The sequence below is a fragment of the Bacillus sp. JJ664 genome (genome assembly GCF_036962205.1).
Taxonomy (GTDB): Bacteria; Bacillota; Bacilli; order Bacillales; family Bacillaceae_G; genus Gottfriedia.
This window is the reverse complement of sequence record NZ_JBALMS010000059.1, coordinates 61879-85994: the sequence shown is the minus strand read 5'-3', so window position 1 is coordinate 85994 and position 24116 is coordinate 61879. Positions and strand designations below refer to the sequence as shown.

The 24116-nt window shown below is 34.1% G+C and carries 15 protein-coding genes; 11 read left to right on the top strand and 4 right to left on the bottom strand.

Annotated elements, in window-relative coordinates:
• Positions 1 to 155 precede the first annotated feature (155 nt).
• The 4 genes from V7056_RS11040 to V7056_RS11025 all read left to right on the top strand — a co-directional run bounded on the left by V7056_RS11040 (position 156) and on the right by V7056_RS11025 (position 3051).
• Positions 156 to 989, top strand: coding sequence for a flagellar hook-basal body protein (locus tag V7056_RS11040; protein WP_499701891.1), 834 nt, complete (start codon positions 156 to 158; stop codon positions 987 to 989).
• Positions 990 to 1124: 135 nt separating this feature from the next.
• Entirely contained in the window at positions 1125 to 1946 is an 822-nt protein-coding gene (locus tag V7056_RS11035; protein ID WP_499701889.1) for a flagellar hook-basal body protein, read from the top strand.
• 107 nt (positions 1947 to 2053) lie between these two features.
• A complete protein-coding gene (gene fabZ / locus V7056_RS11030; protein ID WP_088001322.1) occupies positions 2054 to 2476 on the top strand; it encodes a 3-hydroxyacyl-ACP dehydratase FabZ in 423 nt (140 codons plus the stop codon).
• Positions 2477 to 2661: 185 nt separating this feature from the next.
• Positions 2662 to 3051 carry a hypothetical protein gene (locus V7056_RS11025; protein ID WP_499701886.1) on the top strand — a complete coding sequence of 130 codons (390 nt, stop codon included), beginning with the start codon at positions 2662 to 2664 and terminating at the stop codon, positions 3049 to 3051.
• Between the two features lie 537 nt (positions 3052 to 3588).
• Here V7056_RS11025 and V7056_RS11020 read toward each other — a convergent pair.
• On the bottom strand, positions 3589 to 6345 hold the full coding sequence (locus V7056_RS11020) for a DEAD/DEAH box helicase (RefSeq protein ID WP_499701884.1): 2757 nt from the start codon (positions 6343 to 6345) through the stop codon (positions 3589 to 3591).
• Complete coding sequence (locus V7056_RS11015) at positions 6323 to 7954, bottom strand: hypothetical protein (protein WP_499701882.1); 1632 nt, start codon at positions 7952 to 7954, stop codon at positions 6323 to 6325. Before V7056_RS11015 ends, V7056_RS11020 begins: the two co-directional genes overlap by 23 nt.
• Before the next feature lie 327 nt (positions 7955 to 8281).
• Here V7056_RS11015 and V7056_RS11010 point away from each other — a divergent pair, with 327 nt between their 5' ends.
• From V7056_RS11010 to V7056_RS11000, 3 genes are all read left to right on the top strand, one after another.
• On the top strand, positions 8282 to 8737 hold the full coding sequence (locus V7056_RS11010; RefSeq protein WP_499701880.1) for a C40 family peptidase: 456 nt from the start codon (positions 8282 to 8284) through the stop codon (positions 8735 to 8737).
• A 98-nt stretch (positions 8738 to 8835) separates the two neighbouring features.
• Entirely contained in the window at positions 8836 to 10467 is a 1632-nt protein-coding gene (locus V7056_RS11005) for a M14 family metallopeptidase (protein WP_499701878.1), read from the top strand.
• 230 nt (positions 10468 to 10697) lie between these two features.
• A complete protein-coding gene (locus V7056_RS11000) occupies positions 10698 to 10898 on the top strand; it encodes a cold-shock protein (RefSeq protein WP_056469390.1) in 201 nt (66 codons plus the stop codon).
• Between the two features lie 129 nt (positions 10899 to 11027).
• Here V7056_RS11000 and V7056_RS10995 read toward each other — a convergent pair whose 3' ends face one another.
• The gene (locus V7056_RS10995; protein WP_499701876.1) at positions 11028 to 11513 is read right to left on the bottom strand and encodes a CarD family transcriptional regulator; all 486 of its coding nucleotides are present in this window, start codon (positions 11511 to 11513) and stop codon (positions 11028 to 11030) included.
• A gap of 192 nt (positions 11514 to 11705) precedes the next feature.
• On the opposite strand from V7056_RS10995, the gene V7056_RS10990 reads away from it, so the two are divergent.
• Both V7056_RS10990 and V7056_RS10985 read left to right on the top strand, forming a co-directional pair.
• Positions 11706 to 12647, top strand: a complete 942-nt coding sequence (locus V7056_RS10990; protein WP_499701874.1) for a lipase family protein — start codon at positions 11706 to 11708, stop codon at positions 12645 to 12647.
• Between the two features lie 229 nt (positions 12648 to 12876).
• Positions 12877 to 13983, top strand: a complete 1107-nt coding sequence (locus tag V7056_RS10985) for a hypothetical protein (RefSeq protein ID WP_499701872.1) — start codon at positions 12877 to 12879, stop codon at positions 13981 to 13983.
• A 92-nt stretch (positions 13984 to 14075) separates the two neighbouring features.
• On the opposite strand, the gene V7056_RS10980 is transcribed toward V7056_RS10985, so the two are convergent.
• Positions 14076 to 15272 carry a HupE/UreJ family protein gene (locus V7056_RS10980; RefSeq protein WP_499701870.1) on the bottom strand — a complete coding sequence of 399 codons (1197 nt, stop codon included), beginning with the start codon at positions 15270 to 15272 and terminating at the stop codon, positions 14076 to 14078.
• 318 nt (positions 15273 to 15590) lie between these two features.
• Between V7056_RS10980 and V7056_RS10975 the strand changes: the two genes are divergently transcribed.
• On the top strand, positions 15591 to 21839 hold the full coding sequence (locus V7056_RS10975) for an Ig-like domain-containing protein (protein ID WP_499701868.1): 6249 nt from the start codon (positions 15591 to 15593) through the stop codon (positions 21837 to 21839).
• A gap of 442 nt (positions 21840 to 22281) precedes the next feature.
• Positions 22282 to 24108, top strand: a complete 1827-nt coding sequence (locus V7056_RS10970) for a polysaccharide biosynthesis protein (protein WP_499701866.1) — start codon at positions 22282 to 22284, stop codon at positions 24106 to 24108.
• Positions 24109 to 24116 lie beyond the last annotated feature (8 nt).

The following is a 24116-nucleotide window of genomic DNA, read 5'->3' as shown; positions in this document are numbered from 1 at the left end:
ATCTTATATACAATGACTCAATGTTTGATTAAAAAATGCAATATTTAAAGCGAAAATAGATTCGGACGAATAGATAGATATATATGTTATCAATTATTGTGGAATGTCATTTAGTTTCAAATATTGAAGCTAAATAGATGGAGAGGAGTAGCTTAATGCTAAGAGGTTTTTATGCAGCAGCATCAGGTATGATCACACAGCAAAGAGTAACAGAATACTTGACCAACAATATAGCAAATGCTAATACGCCTGGTTATAAAGGAGAACAAGCTTCCTTGCGTTCTTTTCCAGAATTATTAATGAAAAGAATGAACACAGAAGATATTCCAGGTAAAACGATTAGCCAAAATGGTCCAACCTTAGGCGGATTGAATACTGGGGTATACATGCAAGAAACACTACCAAAGTTTACACAAGGTGATCTTCAACAAACAAATAAATCCACAGATATAGCGATTCAAGAGCGAGTTATTCCATTCAATACGGCTGCTAAAACAAAAGGAGCCCTATTTTTTGAGCTTCAAAATCCAGATGGAACTGTTCGCTATACTAGAAACGGGAATTTTACGCTAGATCAACAAGGTTATTTAACAACAAATAATGGCTTTTATGTTTTAGGAGAAAATAATCAACGTATTCAAGTTCAATCTTCTGATTTCAAAATGCTTGAAGATGGAACGATTATTGATAATGGACGTAACGCAGGAAAATTAAAAGTAGCATTTTCTGATAACCCAAACACATTAGTGAAAGAAGGCGAAGGTCTATTCAAAACGACAAGTGGACAAGCGCTTCCGACAGCTTCTAGGAATAATCGAATTGCTTTTTCTGTTAACCAAGGATTTATTGAGCGTTCAAATGTTGATGTAACACAGACATATACTGAACTTATGTCAGCGTACCGTAGCTTTGAAGCTAACCAAAAGGTTTTACAAGCATATGATCGAAGCATGGAAAAAGCTGCAAATGAGATTGGAAGCTTAAGATAAACACAGTAAAATTACAAATGTTTATTACACGGTTTAGAGATGATCTGTAACAAAATTAGACTGATTATTAAGAACAAATAATATAAAAACAATGTTATGAAAACAGCCCAAAAATAAATTGAGGAGGGTAATTCTATGAATCGCATGCTAACAATCGCTTCTAATACAATGGGACAACTACAGAACCAATTAGATGTAATTAGTAATAATATTTCTAATGTAAACACAGTAGGGTATAAACGTCGTGATACAAACTTTAGTGAAATGCTTACTCAACAGTATGATAACCAAACGCGTTATGATCAAGAGGTAGGTCGAAACACGCCTTTTGGAGTTCGTTATGGAGTAGGTGCAAAACTTGCTCATACAGCACTACAATTGGATGCTGGTGCAATTCAACGTACGGAACGAAAGCTTGATGTAGCTTTAGTTCAAAAAAATCAATTTTTCCAAGTAAATGTGACTGAAAATGGCCGTACGGAAACTAGATATACAAGAGACGGGTCATTTCAATTATTACCAATAAACGGTGATGGTTCTAGATTGCAGCTTTCTACGAGTGAGGGACATCCAGTATTAGGTACGAATGGTCCAATTATAGTGGACGGAAATGCAAAGGACTTTTCGTTTAATGAAACTGGTGGTCTGACAGTAACAAATCAAAATGGAACAAGAACGAACTATCAACTTGCCGTAGTAAATGTTCTGAAGCCTCAAAACTTTGAAAGTGCAGGCAGTAATTTGTACCGTATATCTCCGGCAGCAACTGCTGGACAAACAGTTCGTCCAATTAATGCAAATCAAGTAAGTACGATGGGTGGCGCGCTAGAGCAATCAAATGTCGATTTAGCGACATCAATGACAGACTTAACCATTACCCAAAAAGCTTATCAATTCAGCTCACGTGCAATTACAATGGCTGATGAAATGAGCGGTTTAATTAATGGATTGCGTTAAATAATAAAATAAGATAGTATATTACTTATAAAAAAATAGAAGCTGGTCTTAAGACTTGCTTCTTTTTTTGTACGAATCAGTCAAACGAATCTAGGAGGAGACATAAAATGTTAGATATCCAAGCAATTAAAGAGATTATTCCACATCGTTATCCATTTTTATTAGTTGACCGAATTGTAGAGCTTGAAGAAGGAAAGCGTGCAATTGGATTAAAAAATGTAACAGCAAATGAAGAGTTTTTTAATGGTCATTTTCCAGAATTTCCTGTAATGCCAGGAGTATTAATAGTTGAAGCACTTGCACAAGTTGGGGCAGTTGCTGCACTAAGCTTAGAGCAAAATAAAGGTAGACTTGCACTATTTGCGGGTATTGATAATTGCCGATTTAAAAAACAAGTAGTACCAGGTGATACACTTAGACTTGAAGTTGAACTTGTGAAAATGCGCGGACCGATTGGTAAAGGTAAAGGTGTAGCAACAGTTGATGGTCAAGTTGCATGTGAAGTTGAATTAACATTTGCATTAAAATAAGAAGATATTTCTTGCCATACCAATTATTTCAAAAAATGATTCTTGATTTTGCCATACCACGTGTAAATTGTAGAATAATTTAAATTATTTTGTTGTAATTCGTCATTTTATGGTATTATAACAATGTTATCAAAAAATACACCTTAGAGAATTTACAAAAATTTTAAAACGGGGGTATGTACATCATGCTCAAAGATTTACCACGTGGTACGAAGGTTAGCATTACCAACTCTATCAAAACTGCTTTTGAATTATATATGAGGGACTTAGAGTGGGATTTAGAAGCGTATAGCTGGGATGATTTCTTAGCTGAGTGGAAAAGTTACAATGAGCAACACGCTTCATGGCAATCAACTGTTGAAGATTCAATCTTGAATAGTGAACAGTTTCACCAAGAATTAGCTACAAAAATGAACGCAGATATTACAAAAATTTTGAATGATGATCCGACAGAAGATCAAATTCAACAAATCGAGCAACTAGTAAAAGAGCTAAAGGTGGAAGACCCATCTTATTCTTGTAAATTAGAAGCTAAATATCATATCGAACGCCTTCAAGAAATGCAATCGGTATAATAAATAAAAAACAGACCTGTATAGAGGTCTGTTTTTTATTTTGTTTATTATTTAGAAATAAAGCTATTTGAGTATATATAGATAAAACAATAAGTAAACACATGGTAAGATAACTAATGTTCTAAAAGGAGTTAGATGTGAGTGCCATTGTTATAGCGAACAATCATTATTGTAGTTACTACTGATTAGTTCTCTTTACTTGAGTTAAATAAAATGAAAGGGTTGCCGTATGGGATATAAAATATAGATATTAAGATAATTACTTTTTAAGGTTTTATTGTTTTAAATATATTTTAGAGTGCATTGAAGATAAAGAATGAGATTGCAACGGAAGGTGGCTCGACTCCTGTGGGAATAGCGGGAAGGCAAAGACCCCGGAGGCGTGCCGAGGAGGCTTAGCTCTCGCCCCACGGAAAGCGAGCCACCTGGAGTGGAAATCAACACAATCCTCTTTTTAAATCAATAAAAAAGAGGCCCTCATGTCAAATAGACATATGAGACAGCCCCTTTACAAGTAACAACATTGATTTTAACTAATTAAACACCCAATAGATCTGCTAACTCGTCCATTGATAGCTCAGTGATCCATTGTTCGCTTGTAATAATTGTATCGTTTAATGATTGTTTGCGTTGTAGCATTTCATCAATTTTTTCTTCCAGTGTACCAATCGTTACGAACTTATGAACTTGTACGAACTTTGTTTGTCCGATTCGGTAAGCACGGTCTGTCGCTTGGTTTTCAACTGCTGGATTCCACCAACGATCAAAGTGCATTACATGGTTTGCAGCTGTTAAATTTAATCCAGTTCCACCTGCTTTAAGTGAAAGGATAAATATCTTTACTTCACCATTTTGAAAACGATTAATCATTTGATCACGAGCATTTTTCGGTACACTTCCATTTAAGAAAAGTACTTCTTCTCCAAATTTTGATTGAATAGCTTCTTTTAACATATCACCCATTCTGACATATTGAGTGAAGATTAGACAGCTTTCCTTTTGTTCCAAAATCGGATCGATTAACTCAAATAATCTTTCAACCTTGCTTGAACGATCTTCAAATTCGACAAGTTGTGATTCTTTCAAAAACAATGAAGGATGATCACAAATTTGTTTCAGTTTATTTAACATCCACAAAATACGACCGCGTCTTTCAATCCCACTTAAAGTATCAATTTGCTTTAAACTATCCTGAACGACTTGTTCATATAGAGCTGCTTGTTCAACAGACAATGGGCAAAGCATTTTTTGCTCTTGCTTTGGTGGTAAATTTAAGGCTACATCCTCATCCTGTTTTGTTCGTCGGAGTAAGAAAGGTGCGATTAATCGATGAACTGCACTGATTTTTTCCTCATCTCGATCTTTTTCAATTGGATTGACGTAATTTCCAACAAATCGATTTAACGTACCTAGATAACCTCTATTGATAAAATCAAAGATTGTCCATAGCTCTGTTAAGCGATTTTCCATTGGCGTACCAGTTAATGCAATACGATGCTCGGCTTTTAATCCGCGAACTGCTCTAGATTGTTTCGTAGTCGGATTTTTTATATTTTGCGCCTCATCTAAAATGATAGATTTCCATGCATATTGCTTAAGGTCTTCATAATCTAGCACACTTAAAGCATAAGAAGTAATGATGATATCAACATCTCTGACAATTGAAAGAAGGTCAGAACCTTTTAGTCGATTTCCACCGTAGTGAACATGAATTGTTAAATCTGGATAAAAAGTTTCGATTTCACGTTTCCAGTTATTGATCACAGATGTAGGGCAAACGATTAAAGAGGCACCTCGTTGTTCCTCGTGCTCTTTTCTATATGCTAAATATGCAATCGATTGAATGGTTTTCCCAAGCCCCATGTCATCTGCAAGTAATGCGCCGAATCCCATGTTTTTCAAATGAATAAGCCATTCAAATCCTTTTTGCTGATATGCTCGTAAAGTTGCTTGTAGTCCATGTGGCTTTACTAACTCAGGAACATCATTAATTGATGTAAGTCGTTTCGTTAATTCTCGGAAAACATCATCAACTTCAATTTCAACTTCAGCAAACGGGGAATTGTCATCCTCAACTTTTTCAGACCCTTGAAGTAATTCGTGTTGCAGTACTTCATGAAATCGTAATCCCTGCTTTTCTGCTTTTTCCATCATTTTCTTCATTCGTGCAATAAAGGCTGGGTCGAGTGCAATCCATTGTCCATTAAATTGAATTAATCTTCGTTGGTTTTCAACAAATTGCTGGAACTGCTGTTCAGAAAGCTCCATTCCGTTTGTAGAGATTCGCCAATTAAAATCAACCAGTGTTTCCATATTGAAGAATGAATTCCCTGTAGGCTTGCCTTTTACGCTTGCTTTTAGCGTCATTTTGTTTTGTTTTAAAGCCTGCCACCAACTTGGCAACAGTACTTGAATATTTGCAGAGAGTACCTTTTCACTATCTTCCGTCAAAAACGTCCAAGCATCTTGCTCTGAAAGAATATTTCTCGGTTGATTGTCTTCTATTAAAGTAGGAACAAGTAATCCAACTCCCTGAAACGTGCGATCCAAATATTCAGCATATGACTCATGCTTACTATGGAGGGATGGATGTCCACTATATTCATATGGCTTAATCGCTTTTCTCTCATCTATTAAATATGTACGTAAATGCCAATCATCATGTTCACTCATCGGTTCTTCAAGTACTAAACGAATTGAGAATGGAACATCATCATCTCTAAGTCCGATTTTCACATGCCAGTCATCCTCATCAATACTATGAGTAAGCTGTTGTTTTAAGTAAGTCGGATTATGATACAGGCCTCTTGAAATCTCCCACTTTTTTGAATGAATTGAACCAATCTCAAACTGTTGCTTAATTGCTGCTGATACTAATTCTTGTACAGTAGGCTCTAAAAGCTCTGTACCATCGATTCTCCATAATTCATTTCCGGCTTGATAATGTGCAAAACTTGGTGAAACTTGCCCTTCATGAAATGAAGGATAAAGCTGTGAAATCGTTTGATGAAATTCTTTTGCTTCATCAAGATATGTTATTTCTACTAATGAATTCTCATGATGTTCTTTGAAAAAAGTCAGTGCTTCAATAGGAGTTAATAGAATACCCTCAATCTGTCCAACTCGACTAGATTGTAGTAAAGTCCCATAGTATGAAGGTTCATGCCACTGAAACAATAGATGCTTCCATACGCTTACCGGTAAAATGCCACCGTGACTTTGCATCCCATAAATGAGTAGACCTTTATTCTCTACCCATTTTACCGCAACACTAAGATTTGCTAGTCGCTTCATTGACTAATTTTCCTTTCCTTAATTCCTCTTGAAGTGCACGTAAACGAATAAATTGAGATTCAACATAATGAATATAATCATTCCATTCATTGATACGCTTTAATTTCTTGTAATTAGTTTTCAGTTTCTTTAAATATCGAACTGCTAATTTATAATTAGAACGACCCTTTAGCTCAATATAATATAGAACCATATGATGATAAATTGGAAGAACAGATTGTGGGTCATGCTTATGTGCTTCCTGTAAATCATGTTTATCTATTTGTTCAGGCTGATATGAATATAAATACATTTGTAATTCAGTCCAACGCTTATATTCCTGATTATGCATTAAATAATCTGTATACTGCATCTCACTATAAGGAAGAAGTGCTTGGTAAACGACCTCTAAGCCCGCGGTTTGATTTGTATAAAAGCTATTGTATTCATAATGTGATAGAAAATGTTTGGCAAAAGTACTCTTTGCATATTCATCATCTCCATGTTGGAGATAGTATAGTAGCATTTCGTAATATAAAGGTAAAAATTTTGACAGACGTTCAGTTTCATTATTTTTCCGTAAGTTTTCAATCCAATAAGTAAAGCTATACAAAGTGCGTTCATTCTGACTATATTTTTTCATAATGGTTAGCATGTCATCATCATTTTTTAATAAAAAATGTAACTGGGCCATACCTAAGTCAACATAGTAATCTTCTGGGATCTTCGAAAAATCTTCTAAATCTTTGTGTAATTTCTTCTCATTATTCAATAATTCCTTATATACATGACGGAAAGAATTATATCTCGGTATTAAACAAAGCTTTCGATCAAATAGTAAAGATTTTAGCTGCTGTCTAAGCACATCCTCATATTGAAGTGAAACAGAACCACCAGTAATATTATGTAACTGTCTACTTACGGCCTCTATTTGATTTTCTAGCATTGTCATTTCTCTTGGTAATTGAGCATTGTCATAAACTGTACTTTGAATTTCAATTTGATTCACCATTTTATTCATCGTGAAAATAGCTGCCAGCAGCTGATACAGTAGTTTTTCCTTTTCTTGTCGAGGTTGTTGATTTAACAAACCATGATAAAAACGTTCATATAAAGGGTAAACAAAATAAACATCTTGGTAAAATGATGTTCGTTGCTGTTCTATATACTCCTTATATTTCTTTTCAAATAATTCAACAGTTTCTTTTGGTTTATCTTCCTGAATGGTATTCATCTGATCTAGCAATTGTCGGCCTGTGATAATATTTGGGATATTTTTCAAAGACGACTGCTTAAATTTCCTCATGATGTCTCCAACCAAAGAAAATGATGCTGCCGCATAGCATAAAAGAGCAATCTGATGTTGGCATGGAGGTGCTTCGTAACAATCACATCCATTTTGATCATGATTATTTATATGTAATATTGGTAAATGAATTTGATCTGCTTCTTCTACCACTCCGACAATTCTACCGTCTCTAACTGAAACATTATAAACTTGTCCTTGTCGGTAAAGCTGTAAACCACTTTCAACAAGCTCCGCATCTCTCATATTTTGTGGAGAAAGCTTAGAAAAAAGCGAGTATGAGAGTTCATAAATCACATCTTTATTTAAATCACGTTGAAGCATCCTCTGCCTCCTAACTCGTAACATTCTTATTGGTAATTATACCCTAAACAGATACATTACACATAGTTGAAAAGGAAAAAGTATCAGTTTGATTATTACATATGATGAAAACAGATTTAAATTAGTTAATAAAGTTGAAAAAAGTAGGATGAAATTGAAATTTGACTAATGATGCTGCTTTATTTTGTAACTTTTTGGTGTATTTAAATAAACGGTAAACAACTTGTAATATATCTGTAACATAAGGGAGAAAAAAACATGATATTATCGAATTATCAGATAAATTGGTATATAAAGTAGAAACATACATGTCTAGGAGTGAAAAGAATGAAAAAAGGTTTTATACTACTTTCAATAATTTTCCTATTCCTAGTTGGACAACCTCTAAGTAAAACATCAGCCGCAACTATGGATGGTAATGATATCGTAAATGAAGCAAAACAACATATAGGTGTAGATTATGTTTACGGAGGCACAACTCCAAATGGATTTGACTGCTCAGGATTTACTCGTTATGTATACAAAGAAGCAGCGGGAATTAGTTTACCACGTTCTTCTTCTGATCAATTCGGTGTTGGTAAATCTGTATCTAAAGATGATTTAGAGCCAGGCGATCTTGTGTTTTTCAGCAATACTTACAAATCTGGTATTTCACATGCTGGAATTTATGTTGGAAATAATAAATTCATTAGTGCTTCAAGTAGTAAAGGAATCAAAATTGACTCTTTAAGTGGAGGCTATTGGGGTCCTAAATATACTGGGGCAAAAAGAATGCTAAAGTAATAGAATACTAAAATAATAAATAATAAGCTCCCTAAGCAGGGGGCTTTTCGTTTTTATTAGACAACTTTGTATTTTGCTAACTAGAGGGGTGAAAAGTTTTGAAAAAGTTTTTAATAAGTTTTATTGTTTTTTTCTTAACATTTAACATGGTTAAGGATGTATTTGCGGAAGCTTCCACTGATCAAGTGGTACCAGAAAAATGGGTGGTTACATTAGAAATAGCTGAACAAACAGTACAAAATATAGAAACTGGTGAAATATCAACTGTACAAATACCAGCTAACCAATTATTAAAGGTTGAAAAAGAAGATGCAGAAGTATTTTTTGTACAATATAACGAAACTTTAGGTTCTGTTTTAAAAAGTAAAGTTCGTGATGCTACATTATGGGAGATTCATCCGACTGAAAAAGTTTTTAAAGTCATGACAAATACAAACCTATTACTAAATGAAAATGGAAAGTTAGTAAATAAAGGGACTGTAAAGAGTAATACTTTATTTGAAAAAATAGGTGAAAAAGATCAATACCTTATTATTCAATACTTAAATACAACTGCTTATATAGAAAAAGATAGTACAGTTCCAGTACCAGGTGGAAAAATACCTGTACCAACTATTTCAATTAAAGCAGTTACAATAAAGGTAGGAATGACGAAAAGAGTTACAAAAATTGTAAATGCAGTAAATAAATCAAATATCATAGCAGAGATTCCGGCTCGACAAAGAATAGACATAAAAGGGGAATATGGTTCATTTTATGTAGTAAAAATTGGCGGGAATACGGGATACATTACAAAAACCGATATTTCTCTTAAGACAAATAACTATGTAAATCCGTCAGGTGATTATAGCTATAATGAAATGATTGCAGATTTACAGGAATTAAATGCATGGTATCCTTCATTTACAAAGGTAGAAATAATAGGGAAATCAGTCGATGGGCGAAATATATATACGATTAAACTTGGAACGGGAAAAGAAGAGATTAGTTTAAATGTTTCTCATCATGCCCGTGAGCATATGACAACCAATGTGTTAATGGAAATGCTTGATCAATATGCTAATGCTTATGAAAAGAATACAAAAATAAATGGCTATGACGTAAAAAAACTTTTAACAAGAACATCTATTTACTTTGTACCAATGGTAAACCCTGATGGGGTTATGTTAGTACAAGAAGGTGCAAATAGTGCCAAAAATCCGAGTCAAGTCATTAAACTTAATAATGGAAGCAAAAACTTTAAGGCTTGGAAAGCAAATATTCGTGGTGTTGACTTAAATCGTCAATATCCAGCCAATTGGAGCAAAATTAGTGGAAATAAACCGAAACCTGGACCGGATAATCATAAGGGTAGCAAACCTTTAAGTGAACCAGAAGTAAAGGCTTTATATGATTTTACGAATAAACATAACTTTAAAAATACAGTTGCTTATCATTCTTCTGGTAATATTATTTTTTGGCACTATAACCAAAAAGGTAGTCAGTTTACGAGAGATAAAGCAATCGCTACTAAACTTTCAAAACAAACAGGTTATAGCCTAGTTGCACCTGCTAAAGGTGGAGGAGGCGGTTATAAAGATTGGTACGTTGCAGTAAAAAAACGTCCAGGATTTACAATTGAAATTTCTCCATATGTAGGAAATAAACCTGTGCCACATTCATACTTCAATAGTATTATGAAGAAAAACTTACCAATTGGATTGATACTGGCCGCAGAACCAGCAAAATAAAGGGTTTTATAAGGTCCTATATTAGAATAAAGAACTTTATTTTTTAAAAATTAGAACACAATTTGTTTTTCAGTAAAATCTATGATACAATAACTACATACTTAATAAGAATTGGTTAATTCAATTCATGTGTTAAAAGGGACGAATTTTCATCCTGTTATAATGTGTGTATTTTTTCTTAACAATACTCATTAAGTGTAAAAAAAACAGGATATATGGAGGTTCGCATTATGAACACAGGTACAGTAAAATGGTTTAACGCAGAAAAAGGTTTTGGATTCATCGCAGTTGAAGGTGGAGACGATGTATTCGTACATTTCTCAGCTATCCAAGGCGAAGGTTTCAAATCACTTGAAGAAGGCCAAAAAGTAAGCTTTGAGATCACTCAAGGTAACCGTGGCGCTCAAGCTGAAAACGTAGTTAAATTATAATTCTCACTTATGAGATAAAAGACTGTTAGCAATTTTGCTAACAGTCTTTTTTTGTCTTTTAGTAAATCCCCAAGATCAGTACCTAGATAAAAAAACAAAAAAAGAGCTGAATTCAGCTCTTTTCCTCATTTATTTTAAAGCCTCATTAATCAATTCAGTCGCTTCCAGTTGAGATATACCTTTAATCAAACTTAATTCTCCTACAAACATTCTTTTTGCAGTGTCGAGCATTTCTTTCTCACTTGGGTTTAAAGGTTTTTCTTTACTTTGTATCGTTAAATCACGTACAACTTGCGCACCAGCTAGTAATTCACCTGATTTGAGTTTTTTCATATTCACATCATATTTTTGTTTCCATGATAGTGAATCATCTGGAAGACCATTAGAAAAATCATCTAATACAGATTCTAAGTGGTCGTGATCTTCTACTAATCGAATTTTCGTTCTTGAAACATTCCCTTTCGGAATCATTAACTTCATATTACTGGCAGGCATATGGATAATGTAATATTGCTGTGTTACACCCTGTATGACCTTTTCTTCAATGGAATCAATCACTGCAGCTCCTTGCATGGGATAAATTATTTGATCGCCAATTTTGAACAATGTATCCACCTCCGAAAAACCTATGATAAATCAAGTATAACATTGTTTAACGAAATAACAAAATTTTTATAATATCATTTAAAAAGTAAAACTGTCAATTAAAAACATGTATAATTTTCGTATTTTTTGGGAAAAAGATGAACATGTCGAATGGTCGTGGACATAATATGGAGGGAGAGATTGTCGGAAAGGAGGTATTTCATGAATTATCGTGTTGTTTTATTTTGTTTCGCAGTATTAACCTTATTTACATCAACAGGATGTAGTGAACAAAGAGTTCTAGAGAAATTACCAGATAGTATTTTAGAAAATTTACCAGATGGCGTAATGTTAACAGCTGCAGAGCTATCCTACGAACCATTTCTAAAAAATGAAATTGGTAAGCAATTGACTGAACACCAAGGTGTTGCTGAACCACTATATACAGAAATGCATGAGCGGTTAAGTGATTATGAGTTAGCTTCAATAACATCAGGACAAATTGGTTTTTCAGCAATTGCTCTTAAAAATACGAAAGACAATAGTCTTTTATTTGCATTTAGTGGATTAAAGAAAATAAATTTACAAGATATATATCAGAGATTAATTGGTTTTGATTCACCAGAAAATGCTTCACCTGTAGTTGTTGATGAACAAGCACAGCAAGCATATAAATGGGTGAAGCAAATCTTAAATAAAAAAGAAAATGCTGGTGCGAGTGTTTATGTAACAGGACACTCATTTGGGGGTTATTTGGCACAGTATATAGGCTATCAACTAGTGCAGGATGTAAAAATGAAAGACCACCCATTTGTACAAGGAGTTACATTTAATTCACTTGGGGTTTTGTTAGATAATGGTTCTAAAAAGCTTCATACCAAAACAGAAAAGATTCAAACGCTATTCAAACCAATCTTTACAAATTATATTGTAAAAGGTGATCCTTTAGACTACGCTAGTAAGACATTTTTTGAGGAAATTACAGGTTACTCACTGCAACATCTAGGAAACGTAAATTATATTACAGTAGATGAGAACTATAAAAAGTCGTTGCAAGCTTTGGAGAAAACTAGGGATTTATGGACAAAAGCGAAGCAATTGAAACCTCTGTATCCATACCATGATCTAGCTGGTTTTGAAACTGACTTCTGGACTGAACAGTAAGTAATATTTGGAAATATCAAAAACAGTAAGAAGCTATTATCTTAACGGTAATAGCTTTTTTATTTGTCATACTGCCTAAATGAAGATGTGATGTAATAAATAACTATACTAGTATTTTAATTATTCAAAATAATAAAAAAATTAGTAGACTGCCTTTTCTTTATCATATACAATCTACTTAGTTGGTATATTCTAGCAATTAATGAACATTTAGGAGTGATTGATTAGTATGAAAAGAAAATTTTCTAAACGTAATGTACTAATGACATCTTTGTCTGCAGCTTTAGTAGCATCTGCCTTAACGCCTTCAGTAATTAGTGCTAAATCAGTGAAAGAACCAAAATTAACTGTTAAAAAAGTTACTGCAGTGAATACAAAAACAGTAGTTGTAGAATTTAACAAAGCAATAGATAAAAAGTCTGCGGTAAAAGTGAACAGTTATTCATTTGCTAAAAACAGTGGGATTACAGTAACAAAGGTTACATTGTCTGGAAATAAAGCACTTTTAACAATTAAAGGTGTTGAAAAAAGAACTGCATCATTTACTGCAGGTCTAACAGTTTCAAAAGTAAAAGATAATAAAGGCAAAGTAATGGCTACAACGAAAGTAAATGTTAGCTTTAAAATTGCTGCAAAAGCTGTAACACTTACAAAAGTGCAAACTCTTGATATGAATAAAAATGGTAAGTTAGATGCTGTTACTGTACAATTTTCAGAGCTAGTATCTGGTGTAGATAAAGCAGACTTTAATGTAGAAGGTTATACTGTAACAAACGCTTCTTCTAAAGGACTAGTGACAACGCTTACACTTGAAGAGCAAGCTACAAGTGATTTAACTGCTAAACCAGCAGTAACGTTTGTTGGTGAAGTGAAGGATGGCTCTGGTAAAGCTGTTAAATCAATTAAGTCAACTCAAACTACAGCTGGGTTTATTGCTGTAAATTTAGGTGGTACAAGTTTAGCATTTAATACAGAGCAAGAATTCATCGTAAATGCAAAGCTTCCTGAAACTTTTACAAGACCAGCCGGTTCACAGCTTAAATTTAAAGTATTGATCACAAAAGACGGTGTGCCAGTTAAGAATCTAACATTTGGCTACTTAGCAGGCTACGCACTTCAATCAACTACAAATAGCCAAGGTATTGCATACGTACCACAAGATGGTGAAGTAAGTGATCTTTCTTTAACCCTATTAAAAATGGCTGAAGGCTATCCAGTTCCATTTAAAATGAAACTTCCTTCAGTAGGAAACTATGAAATTAAAGTAGAATTAGTAGACCACAAAGCAAATGATGCTGCTGTTGAGGGTGCTAATTACAAATATGCTTTAAAGTAAAAATTGAATGAATCTGATAAACGAAAAAAGGGCGCCTCATGTCAAATTGATTTATGAGACAGCCCTTTTTTTATAAATTAAAATTACTTATTTTACAGTACTCTTTGAACTAACCAAATTAACCCAAGGATAAAAATGAAAACTGAACCTATTTTTACATATTTTTGGTACTTTGATAGAGTTTGTAGTTTTAATAAGATTGGCACGATTAGAAGTGCAATACATAGTTGGATAAACTCAATTCCAAGATTAAAATTTAATAGTGCTACGGCTAGATTTGATTTCGGAAGTTCCATTTCTTTTAATATGCTAGCGAATCCCATCCCGTGAATTAAACCAAATATAAATGTAATTGCCCATCTATATTTAATCTTTTCTTTAAATATATTTTCTATAGCAACATAACAAATACTTAGTGCGATTACTGATTCAACAAATTTAGAAGGTAGGTCAACAATGCCTAAAACTGCTAGGGTCAATGTAATACTATGTGCAAGGGTGAAAGCAGTGATTGTTCCGATAAATTGTTTTAATGATTGCCTGCTAAGTAGTAATGCAAATAAAAATAATAAATGATCATATCCAGTTAGTATATGAAGCATCCCTAGTTTGAAAAATGATAGCCAAGAAGAAGTATCTTCATCAGATTTAGAATCAGTTACTTGTTTCGTATCTTGTGCTTGTCCATCAGTTGCTTGTTGATCTTGCTGAGCTTCTGTTAAAAGGATTGTCCATGTTCTGCTTGTTCCTTGTAGAGCAGCTTGGCTCGTTTCAGATCCATAAGTAGCTGTTAATAGATTTACATAATTCGTTGTTCCCGAGTCACCTGTGTAGAATCCATCATTTAAGCTGATTGTGTCACCCGGTGAAAATGCAGGAAAAAGAACTGTAAACTCTATATATTCTACATCCTCTTTTTTAATCTTCTTCATTTTCTCTACAGTAGGTGCTTGTTCTTCGTTATTCTTATCAAGAGAAAGCTTCTCAGAAACAATTTCCTCTAAATGGTGTTCCTCTTTCTTTAATTCTGATTTTTCAAGTTTAAAATTATTATTTGGGTCTATCCCGTCAATTAATTCAATAAGAGAAATTGAATCAATTGTAAATGTCATTTCAGTTTGTTCTTTTTCGAACTTAATATTTGTAAAACTAGCACTATAATTATGTGCTGATACGTTATGTGGAAGGACAATGAGTAAAAGTAAAGCTAGTGTTATAAAGCGCAAAACCAAGTGGCTGGATTTCTTTCTTAGTATAAATTTTTTCAGATCGTCAAAAAAATGAAGCACTGAAATATCCCCCTGTACTCTATTAAAATATTCATTAGTTTAGCCTATTGTTAGGATTTATTCATTAATAATGATAAATGAAACAACTTAATATAAACATAGAATAATTGAGTTTGTATAGTAGTAATAAAAAATTTACAGAAAATGTTAACTAATTTTAAAATAAAGTTATTTCTTTACATTTAAAAATTTCATATAATTATTTAGGCAATATATCTACAATGAATTACTGATATATTACACGTTTACAGAAGAAGGGACAAAACTGTTTTTTAGCAATAATTATTTCACCAAATTTTACTAAAGGATGTTGATGAAATGAAGTTAAAAACAAGAAAGATTAAGCGTTGGACGAGCATGGTCTTGTCAGCTTTATTATTAACAAGCACGTTTTTGCCGAGCGGATTGATAAATAGAGCTGAAGCAGCAATTGCAGATCATGTAGTAATTAGTCAAGTATATGGCGGCGGAGGAAACTCAGGAGCAACATATACGAATGATTTTATCGAACTTTATAATCCAACGGACAGTGATGTTGTATTAGATAATTGGTCGGTTCAATACGCTAGTTCAACTGGAAGTGGTTGGACGTCAACTGCTTTAACTGGAACGATCAAAGCACATAGTTATTTTTTAGTACAAGAAGCAGCAGGAGCTACTGTAAAGGATAAGCCTTTACCAACTCCTGATAATACTGGTTCCTTAACTATGGCAGGAGGAGCAGGAAAGGTAGCATTAGTAAATAATACTACTGCACTTTCAGGTACAAATCCAACTGGAGCGAATATCATTGATTTTGTAGGTTATGGAAGTGGAACAAATGCATTTGAGGGGACTGGTCCAACAACTCCGTCTCTTACGAACACGACAAGTGCTCAACGTAGACCGTATGCAAACGTTTCCCCAAGTAGTGGAAAAGGAAATGCATGGGATACGGACGATAATGTGAAGGATTTTGTTGCAGCAACACCTGTACCAAAAAACACAGCAAGCCCAACTGAAGCTCCAATGGTTTCAAACACGAGCTTACAACCAATTGGAAACAATATTCAGTTGAAGAAACAAGGTACTGAATGGAAAGTAAGTGGTCTTACTAGTGCTGTTCCAAGCGGTGCAATAGTAAATATATATGATAATGCTACAAAAACTACTAAACTATCAACAATCGTTGCTTCTGCAGAAGGCAGTTTCGAAGTGAACTTTTCTGCTGAAGAATTAACTTCAGTATTTGTAAGTGCGACGGAAACTACTAAAGATGAAAGCGACGTAATTGAGATTCAGAAAGCAACTGAAAGCGCTTTAATTGATGCGTCTAAATTAAGTTATATGGTTGACGGCAATGGGGTAGGAACATTAATTGGTAATAATGGTGCTGGCGTTGCATCTTCAATTATTAATATCTATCCAAATGCTACTGCTACAATATCTGAAAGACTATTAAATGAAGAAGTAAAAGTAAGTGCAACAGGTAGTTTTACAGCTAAGATCAATAATGCACCAAATACAATTTATGTGACACAGCAATCAAACAGTGCAAAAGGGATCAAACTTGAAAGCGCGACAGTATCAGTTGCAAAAACAGCGACAGATCAAGTTACACCAGTAAAAGATGTACGCGAATCAGATAAAACAACAGGGAAACCAGTTAATCTGAATAAGTATTACACAATTGAAGGTGTAGTAACTGTTGATAATGGAATTCTTGGGACACAAAAGCAAAACTTCTATCTTCAAGATGCAACAGGTGGAATTAATGTATTCAGTACATCATATGATGCTGGGTTCAATGTTGTAAAAGGTGATAAAGTCCGCGTGACAGGAAAGGTCATCTATTACAATGGGTTAACAGAATTTGATACGACTAGTATTGTAAAGTTAGATGAAGGTAATGCTGTACCAGTTTCAAAAGATGTAACAATTTTAGATTTAACTACTTTTGCTGTTGCAGAGCCACTTGAGGGTAGCTTAGTAACACTAACAGGAAAAGTATCTGCAACGGCAAGTACACCTCCAAATTACAATGTAACGTTAGTTGATGAAAATAATAAAGCAACTACTTTGAGAGTAATGAGTAATACGGGTATTACACCAGATACTGATTTAGTTATTGGTAAAACATACACAATTACTGGGATTTTAGGGCAATATACGACAAATGCAAATGCGACGAATGGTTACCAAGTGTACCCACGTGGTAAAAGTGATATCGCATCTGTTTTAAATATTTCACATACGCCTATTACAGAAGACTATAAAGACACTAATATAGAATTCGAGGCAACTGTTGATGGAGCAGAATCTGTAAAAGTTTACTATCGTGCAACAGGTGGTACAACTTATACAACATTACCAATGATAAAAGGTAGTGAAGGACGTTATACAGTTACATTACAAGCGAAGGACGTTCCTTCAAACGGATTTGAGTACTATATCGAGGCAATCGCAGGTGCAAGAACTGTAACTTCTGGTTCAAGTACTGCACCTCATAAAGTATCTTTAAAAGATGATTTAGTAGGCCCATCTTTTAATGGGGAAACACCTCAAGATCAAACGAAAGTAGAAACACCACAACCGGAAATTTCTGTATTATTGAATGATCCAAGTGGAGTAGATGTTGATACTGTTAAATTATGGGTTGATGGAACTGAAATTAAGTCTCCAGCAGCAACGATTAATAAGAGCCAAGTAAAATATGCTGTAACTCAAGATCTTTCAATCGGAAATCATACTGTAAAAGTATCGGCGAAAGATAGCAAAGGCAATAGTAGTGAAAAACAATGGACTTTTGAAGTTGTTCAGCGTTTTACTGGTGGTAAACACTATCGTGGAACAACACATAACCATACGAATATTTCACATGATGGAGCAGGGACACCAGAAGATGCTTTAAAAGCAGGTAAAGCACATAATTATGATTTCTTTGCATTTTCTGACCACTCGCATGATATTGATGCAAGTCTATCAGGTACGGATAATGTTGACCGTAAAGGGATGACAGAACGTACTGGTGGAGAACAATGGCAATTAACAAAGGATTTAGCGAAACAGTATACAAAAAATGGTGATTATGTAGTATTCCCAGCATTTGAAATGACTTCTACAACATGGGGACATTCAAATATTTTTGGAACTGAAAACTTTATTGACCGTAATATCAATGGAAAACAATATCAAGACTTAAACAAATATTATTCATGGGTACTAACTTATGATGATATTGTTGGTCAGTTTAACCATCCAGATATGTCAGCAAATGCTTTTAATAATTTTAAACCTTATGACGCTAAAGTAGATAAACTGTTCACAATGCTTGAAGTAGGTAATGGTTCAGGTCACTACGGATATGCTAATGCTGATAAAAAATTCTACTCAACATTAGACTTAGGATGGCATGTTGCACCAACTTACGGTGAGGATAATCATGAAGGTTCATGGGGACAAACAAATGCGCGTACAGTTATTGTTGCGGATGATCTTTCTCAAGATTCATTAATGCATTCAATGAGAAATATGCGTGTTTACATGGAAGAGGATCCTAACTTTACTTTAGATGTGTTAGCAAATGGCTACTACATGGGATCAACTGTTGATAGTAAAACACTTAATTTTAATATTTCTGGTAGTGATTTAGTAACAGAATCACGTACGGATAGCGACTACAGTTATCTACCATCAGGCTACCAATCTGATGATCGTATTGCAAAGGTAGAATTAATCACAAATGGTGGTAAAGTAGTAGATTCAATTCAACCAATGACGAAGGATTTTACATGGAAACCATCATTTACTGTTCCAAGTGGACAACAATGGTTCGTTGTAAAAGTAACTCAAATGGATGGTGAAAGAGTTTATTCTTCTCCAATTTGGTCGAAAGAAGAATCAGTAGATGTAAAAGTAAACGGAATTGATGTTGTTGGGGATGTTATTGTTGGAGGGAATCCTGCAACTTTAAAAGCTACAGTAGCTAATAACGGAACACAAACAATCAACAATTTAAAAGTAGATTTTTACTACGATGAAGTGAAACAAGATAAATTTATAGGAACAAATAATATTTCATCAATTTTATCCAAAAATTCAGCAACGGCAACAGCGACATGGAATACGCCACTCGTTGGAGACCATCAAATAATCGCAGTTGTGACTTCACTTGATAGTCTAGATATTGGTGATGTGAAATTTAACTTACCAGTTAAAATAAAAGAACCATTAGGCATCAAGGTATTAATAGATGCATATCACGGTAATGAAAATACTTCTGGAGATAGTGGATCGTACAAAGATAATTTAAAATCATATACAGTTCAACTTCAAAAAGAAGGTTACACAGTTGTAGAAAATAAACAAGCCCTAACTGATGCTGTGCTAAGTAATGTTCAAGTCCTAATGATTACTGCTACTAGAACAGCTTTATCAGCAGACGAAAGAACAGCGGTTGCTAATTTTGTGAAGAATGGTGGTTCATTACTACTTACTAGTAAGAGTAATAACAGTTCTGATCCAACGATTAGTAATCCATTACTAGCAGATATCGGAACCAAAATTAGAATCAATAATGATGGAGTATTTGATGATAGTAAGTCAGGTAACTTCTGGAGTGACCCAAAAGTATCACCATATGCAGTAAGAATACACCCAGGCTTAGTGTCAAATTATATTACAGACAGAGTCTCATTCCTTGATTATTATAGTGGAGTTAGTCTTGCCGGAGAAAATAACGGGCCACTTGTTGAAGGTGGAAAAGTTGTTATCCTTGGTAAAGGAAACGAAACGACTTATGAAGGAAATATTAAAGGTGGATACACTTATGATAATATTTCAGATGAAACAGGTGGATCAGCAATTCCATTAATTGCATCTGAGGAGATCGGTGAAAAAGGTCGTATCATCGTTTCAGGTATGAATATCTTTAATGATAAACAAATGGATGAGTCATACGAACCTAAAGGGAATAATGAATTTTCTCTAAATGCAATCAACTGGTTAGCTCATCGTGAGACAAAGGTATCAAAGATTGGTGATGTACGTAAGCTTGAAGAGGATAAAGAAGCAGTAATTGAAGGAACAGTAACGACTGCTGCAGGAGTATTCTTTGATGCATTTTATGTACAAGATGAAACAGGTGGTATCATGGCATTTAAAGAAGCCCCAGAAGGATCTTTAGAAGTCGGTGATAAAGTTAGAATTTATGGCCATATCAAAACGTTTGAGAACAATAAAGAATTTGAGTTTAATAGTTTTGCGACAGATGTCATAAAAGTTGGTAAAACTACCCCAATTACACCTAAAGAAGTGACAACTGGTGCTGCTACGTCGGAAGAAAACCAAGGACTTCTTGTTAAAGTGAAGGGTAAAGTAGTTTCTAAGTATGATGCAAATTCTTATATCATTAATGATGGCTCAGGCGATACTCTTGTATTTACAGATGGATACATTACAAATCAAAGTGGACCTGTACCTGACTTGAAAATCGGTGATACATTAGAAGCAGTCGGTTTGTCAGGTAAATTTACAGATGGTAGCCGAGTTCGTGTACGCGATACGAAGGAATTAGTAGGATCAGATACAAGAAGTCCAATCTTACAGGTTAATACTTTAAATGATAAAGATGTAACAATTAGTGGAACAACTGAAGCAGGAGCTAAAGTATCTGCAAAAGTAGAGGATGTAGAAATTGGCAAAGCTACAGCAGACAGTACAGGTAAATTCGAAATGAATATTACAAAGCTGGGTGCAGGTACAAAGGTTAAGGTAACAGCCGTTGACGAAAATGGTAATGTTAGCGACAGTGTAGAGGTAATTGTAACAGACGCAACTCCACCTACTGCACCAGTTGTAAATGATGTGAAAGATTTTGAAACAAATGTTTCAGGTAATGCAGAAGCAGGCTCAACAATTATTGCTTCTGTTGGAGATCATATTCTTGGTCAAGGTGTCACAAACCAAGATGGACATTTCAACATTTCAATTGGTGAGAAACAAAAAGCAGGATTGGTAATTACTGTCGTTGCAGTTGATAAAGCAGGAAACAGAAGTACTCAGACTGAAGTAACTGTTATTGATGCTACTGCGCCATCTGCACCTGTTGTAACTGAGATAAAAGACTACGGTACAGTAATTGGTAAAGCAGAAGCAGGCTCAACGATCACTGTTTCAGTAGGAAATACAATTCTTGGTAAAGGTATAGCGAATCAAGAAGGAAATTTCTCTATTCTATTAAGCTCTAAACAAAAAATAGGAACAATTTTATCAATTGTATCTGTCGACAATGCAGGTAACAGAAGTTCTGTTACGCAGGTAACAGTAGTTGACACAACTCCACCAGATTCACCGATTGTAAAGGGAGTTGTAAAAGATAATGATAAAAAAATTATGGGAACAGCTGAAGCGAATTCTTTAGTAGTAGTAAAAATTGGTAATGAAATCATTAGTGCCGATACTGCAGATTCGAAAGGAAAGTTCACTTTAGAGATTCCAAGACAAAAAATTGGAACGGTTCTATTAATCATTTCAATTGATCAACAAGGTAACGAAAGTACTCCAGTAAAAGTAGTTGTACAGAAGTAATAAAATAGTTTAGAAAAACCAGATGCATTCATTTGCATCTGGTTTTTTGTTTTATCAAAAAACACGAAAGAAATCGTTTTACAATGAAAACCTAAACATTCTCAAAAAAGAATAGCAATCGCCTTCCTATCTTTGATATGTAAAGTAGGTTTATAGAGAAATCTGTTGATTATTGAAGTCTATTAGGAAAGTTTTGTCATATAAATTAAAGTAGAAACAGTCCTAATAAAGTGTAAATAGATATAAATATAAGAGGGGTGAAAAATAGCGTTAAAAAAACGATCTATTTTTTGTTTGTTAATAAGAATATTTTACGTTCTGTGTAATAAAATATATTAATTTTCAGTTCTTTATAGAGAAATGCTTACTATGGGGAAAATATGGTACAAGCTACAAAAATTTAGATGTTTTATTGGTTCTTTTTAAGAAGGAGAGGGGACAAATGAGTTATCAGAAACGACGTTCTATGTTAGTAGTAATTGACTCTTTTATTATTCTATTTGCTTTCCTAGTTAGTCATCTATTTTTAAATGTAAATGGAAGTTTAGTAGAACTACCTAAGCTACTCATTGGTGCCTCTTGTTTAATTTTATTACACCATTTATTTTCATTTAAATTTGGTATGTATAGAAAAGCTTGGGAACATGCCAGTTTAAGTGAGCTAGTTGATCTTCTGAAAACTGTTACATATACAGTTTGCGGTTCGTTTGTTATTCTTTTTTCCTTACAAGGAATCGTATTCTACCGAAGTTATATTGTTACATGGATGATTTATTTTATTTTTTTAAGTGGATCAAGGCTGACTTGGAGATTAATCAATGAATCCAATTATCATGTTACACCTACTAAAAAAAATACACTAATTGTCGGTGCGGGAGTTGGTGGAACAATACTTGCACGTCAATTATTGACTGAAAAAAACTGTGATTTACTACCAGTAGCATTTATAGATGAAAGTGAGAAAAAAGAGAGATTAGAGATCTTCAACATTCCTGTCGCTGGAAAGATGAAAGATATCGAACAAATTATTAAAAAGAAATATATTCAGCATATTGTCATAGCAATTCCATCTTTAACGGCTCGTGAATTAAGCAATATTTATCAAACCTGCTTGCAAACAGGTGTGAAAACGCAAATTGTACCTAGCTTAGATGATATTGTTCATGGAAATGTAAGCATGACACAATTGCGAGATGTGTCTGTGGAGGAATTACTAGGAAGAGATCCCGTTCAATTGGATGAAAAAGGCATTTTTGAAAGTCTCTCAGAAAAAGTAATTCTTGTTACTGGAGCGGGTGGGTCAATAGGATCCGAACTATGTAGGCAGGTCATAAAGTATAAACCACAAAAGCTTATTTTATTAGGTCATGGTGAAAATAGCATTTATACAATTGAAATGGAGCTTTTGGAACATAAGCTTGCGGGAGAAATAAATATTATTACTGAGATTGCAGATATTCAAGATCGCAAAAGAATATTTGAAGTAGTAGAGAAACATAAACCACAAGTCATTTATCATGCAGCAGCTCATAAGCATGTACCTTTAATGGAAAAGAATCCAAATGAAGCAGTTAAAAATAATGTAATTGGTACTAAAAATATGGCCGAGGCAGCGGATTGTTTTGGTGTAAATACCTTTGTATTAATCTCAAGTGACAAAGCTGTTAACCCAACAAGTGTAATGGGTGCTACGAAACGTATGGCTGAAATGGTCGTTCAATCCTTAGATAAGATGAGTAAAACGAAATTTGTATCTGTCCGATTTGGAAATGTATTAGGTAGCAGAGGAAGTGTCTTACCACTATTTAAGAAGCAAATCGAAAAAGGTGGACCAATTACAATTACTCATCCAGATATGGAAAGATATTTTATGACAATTCCCGAAGCTTCAAGGCTCGTTATTCAAGCAAGTACGCTAGCAAATGGTGGAGAAATATTTGTTCTTGATATGGGTGAGCCAGTAAAGATTAAAGATTTAGCAGAAAACTTAATTCGTTTGTCTGGCTATGATGTAGAGGAAATTGGGATTAAATATTCGGGTATTCGTCCTGGTGAAAAGTTATTTGAAGAGTTACTTGGTAGTGATGAAGTACATGATGAACAAATCTATCCTAAAATCTACCGAGGTAAAAGCGCGATTCAACCAAGTGAGTTTAATCTTTGGTATATAGAACTTATGAATAAGCTACAAGAATGCTCAGACAATGAACTAAAACAATATTTATTAAGCAGTGTAAACAGTAAACCAATTATTAAAATGACTAGTTAATTGGAGAA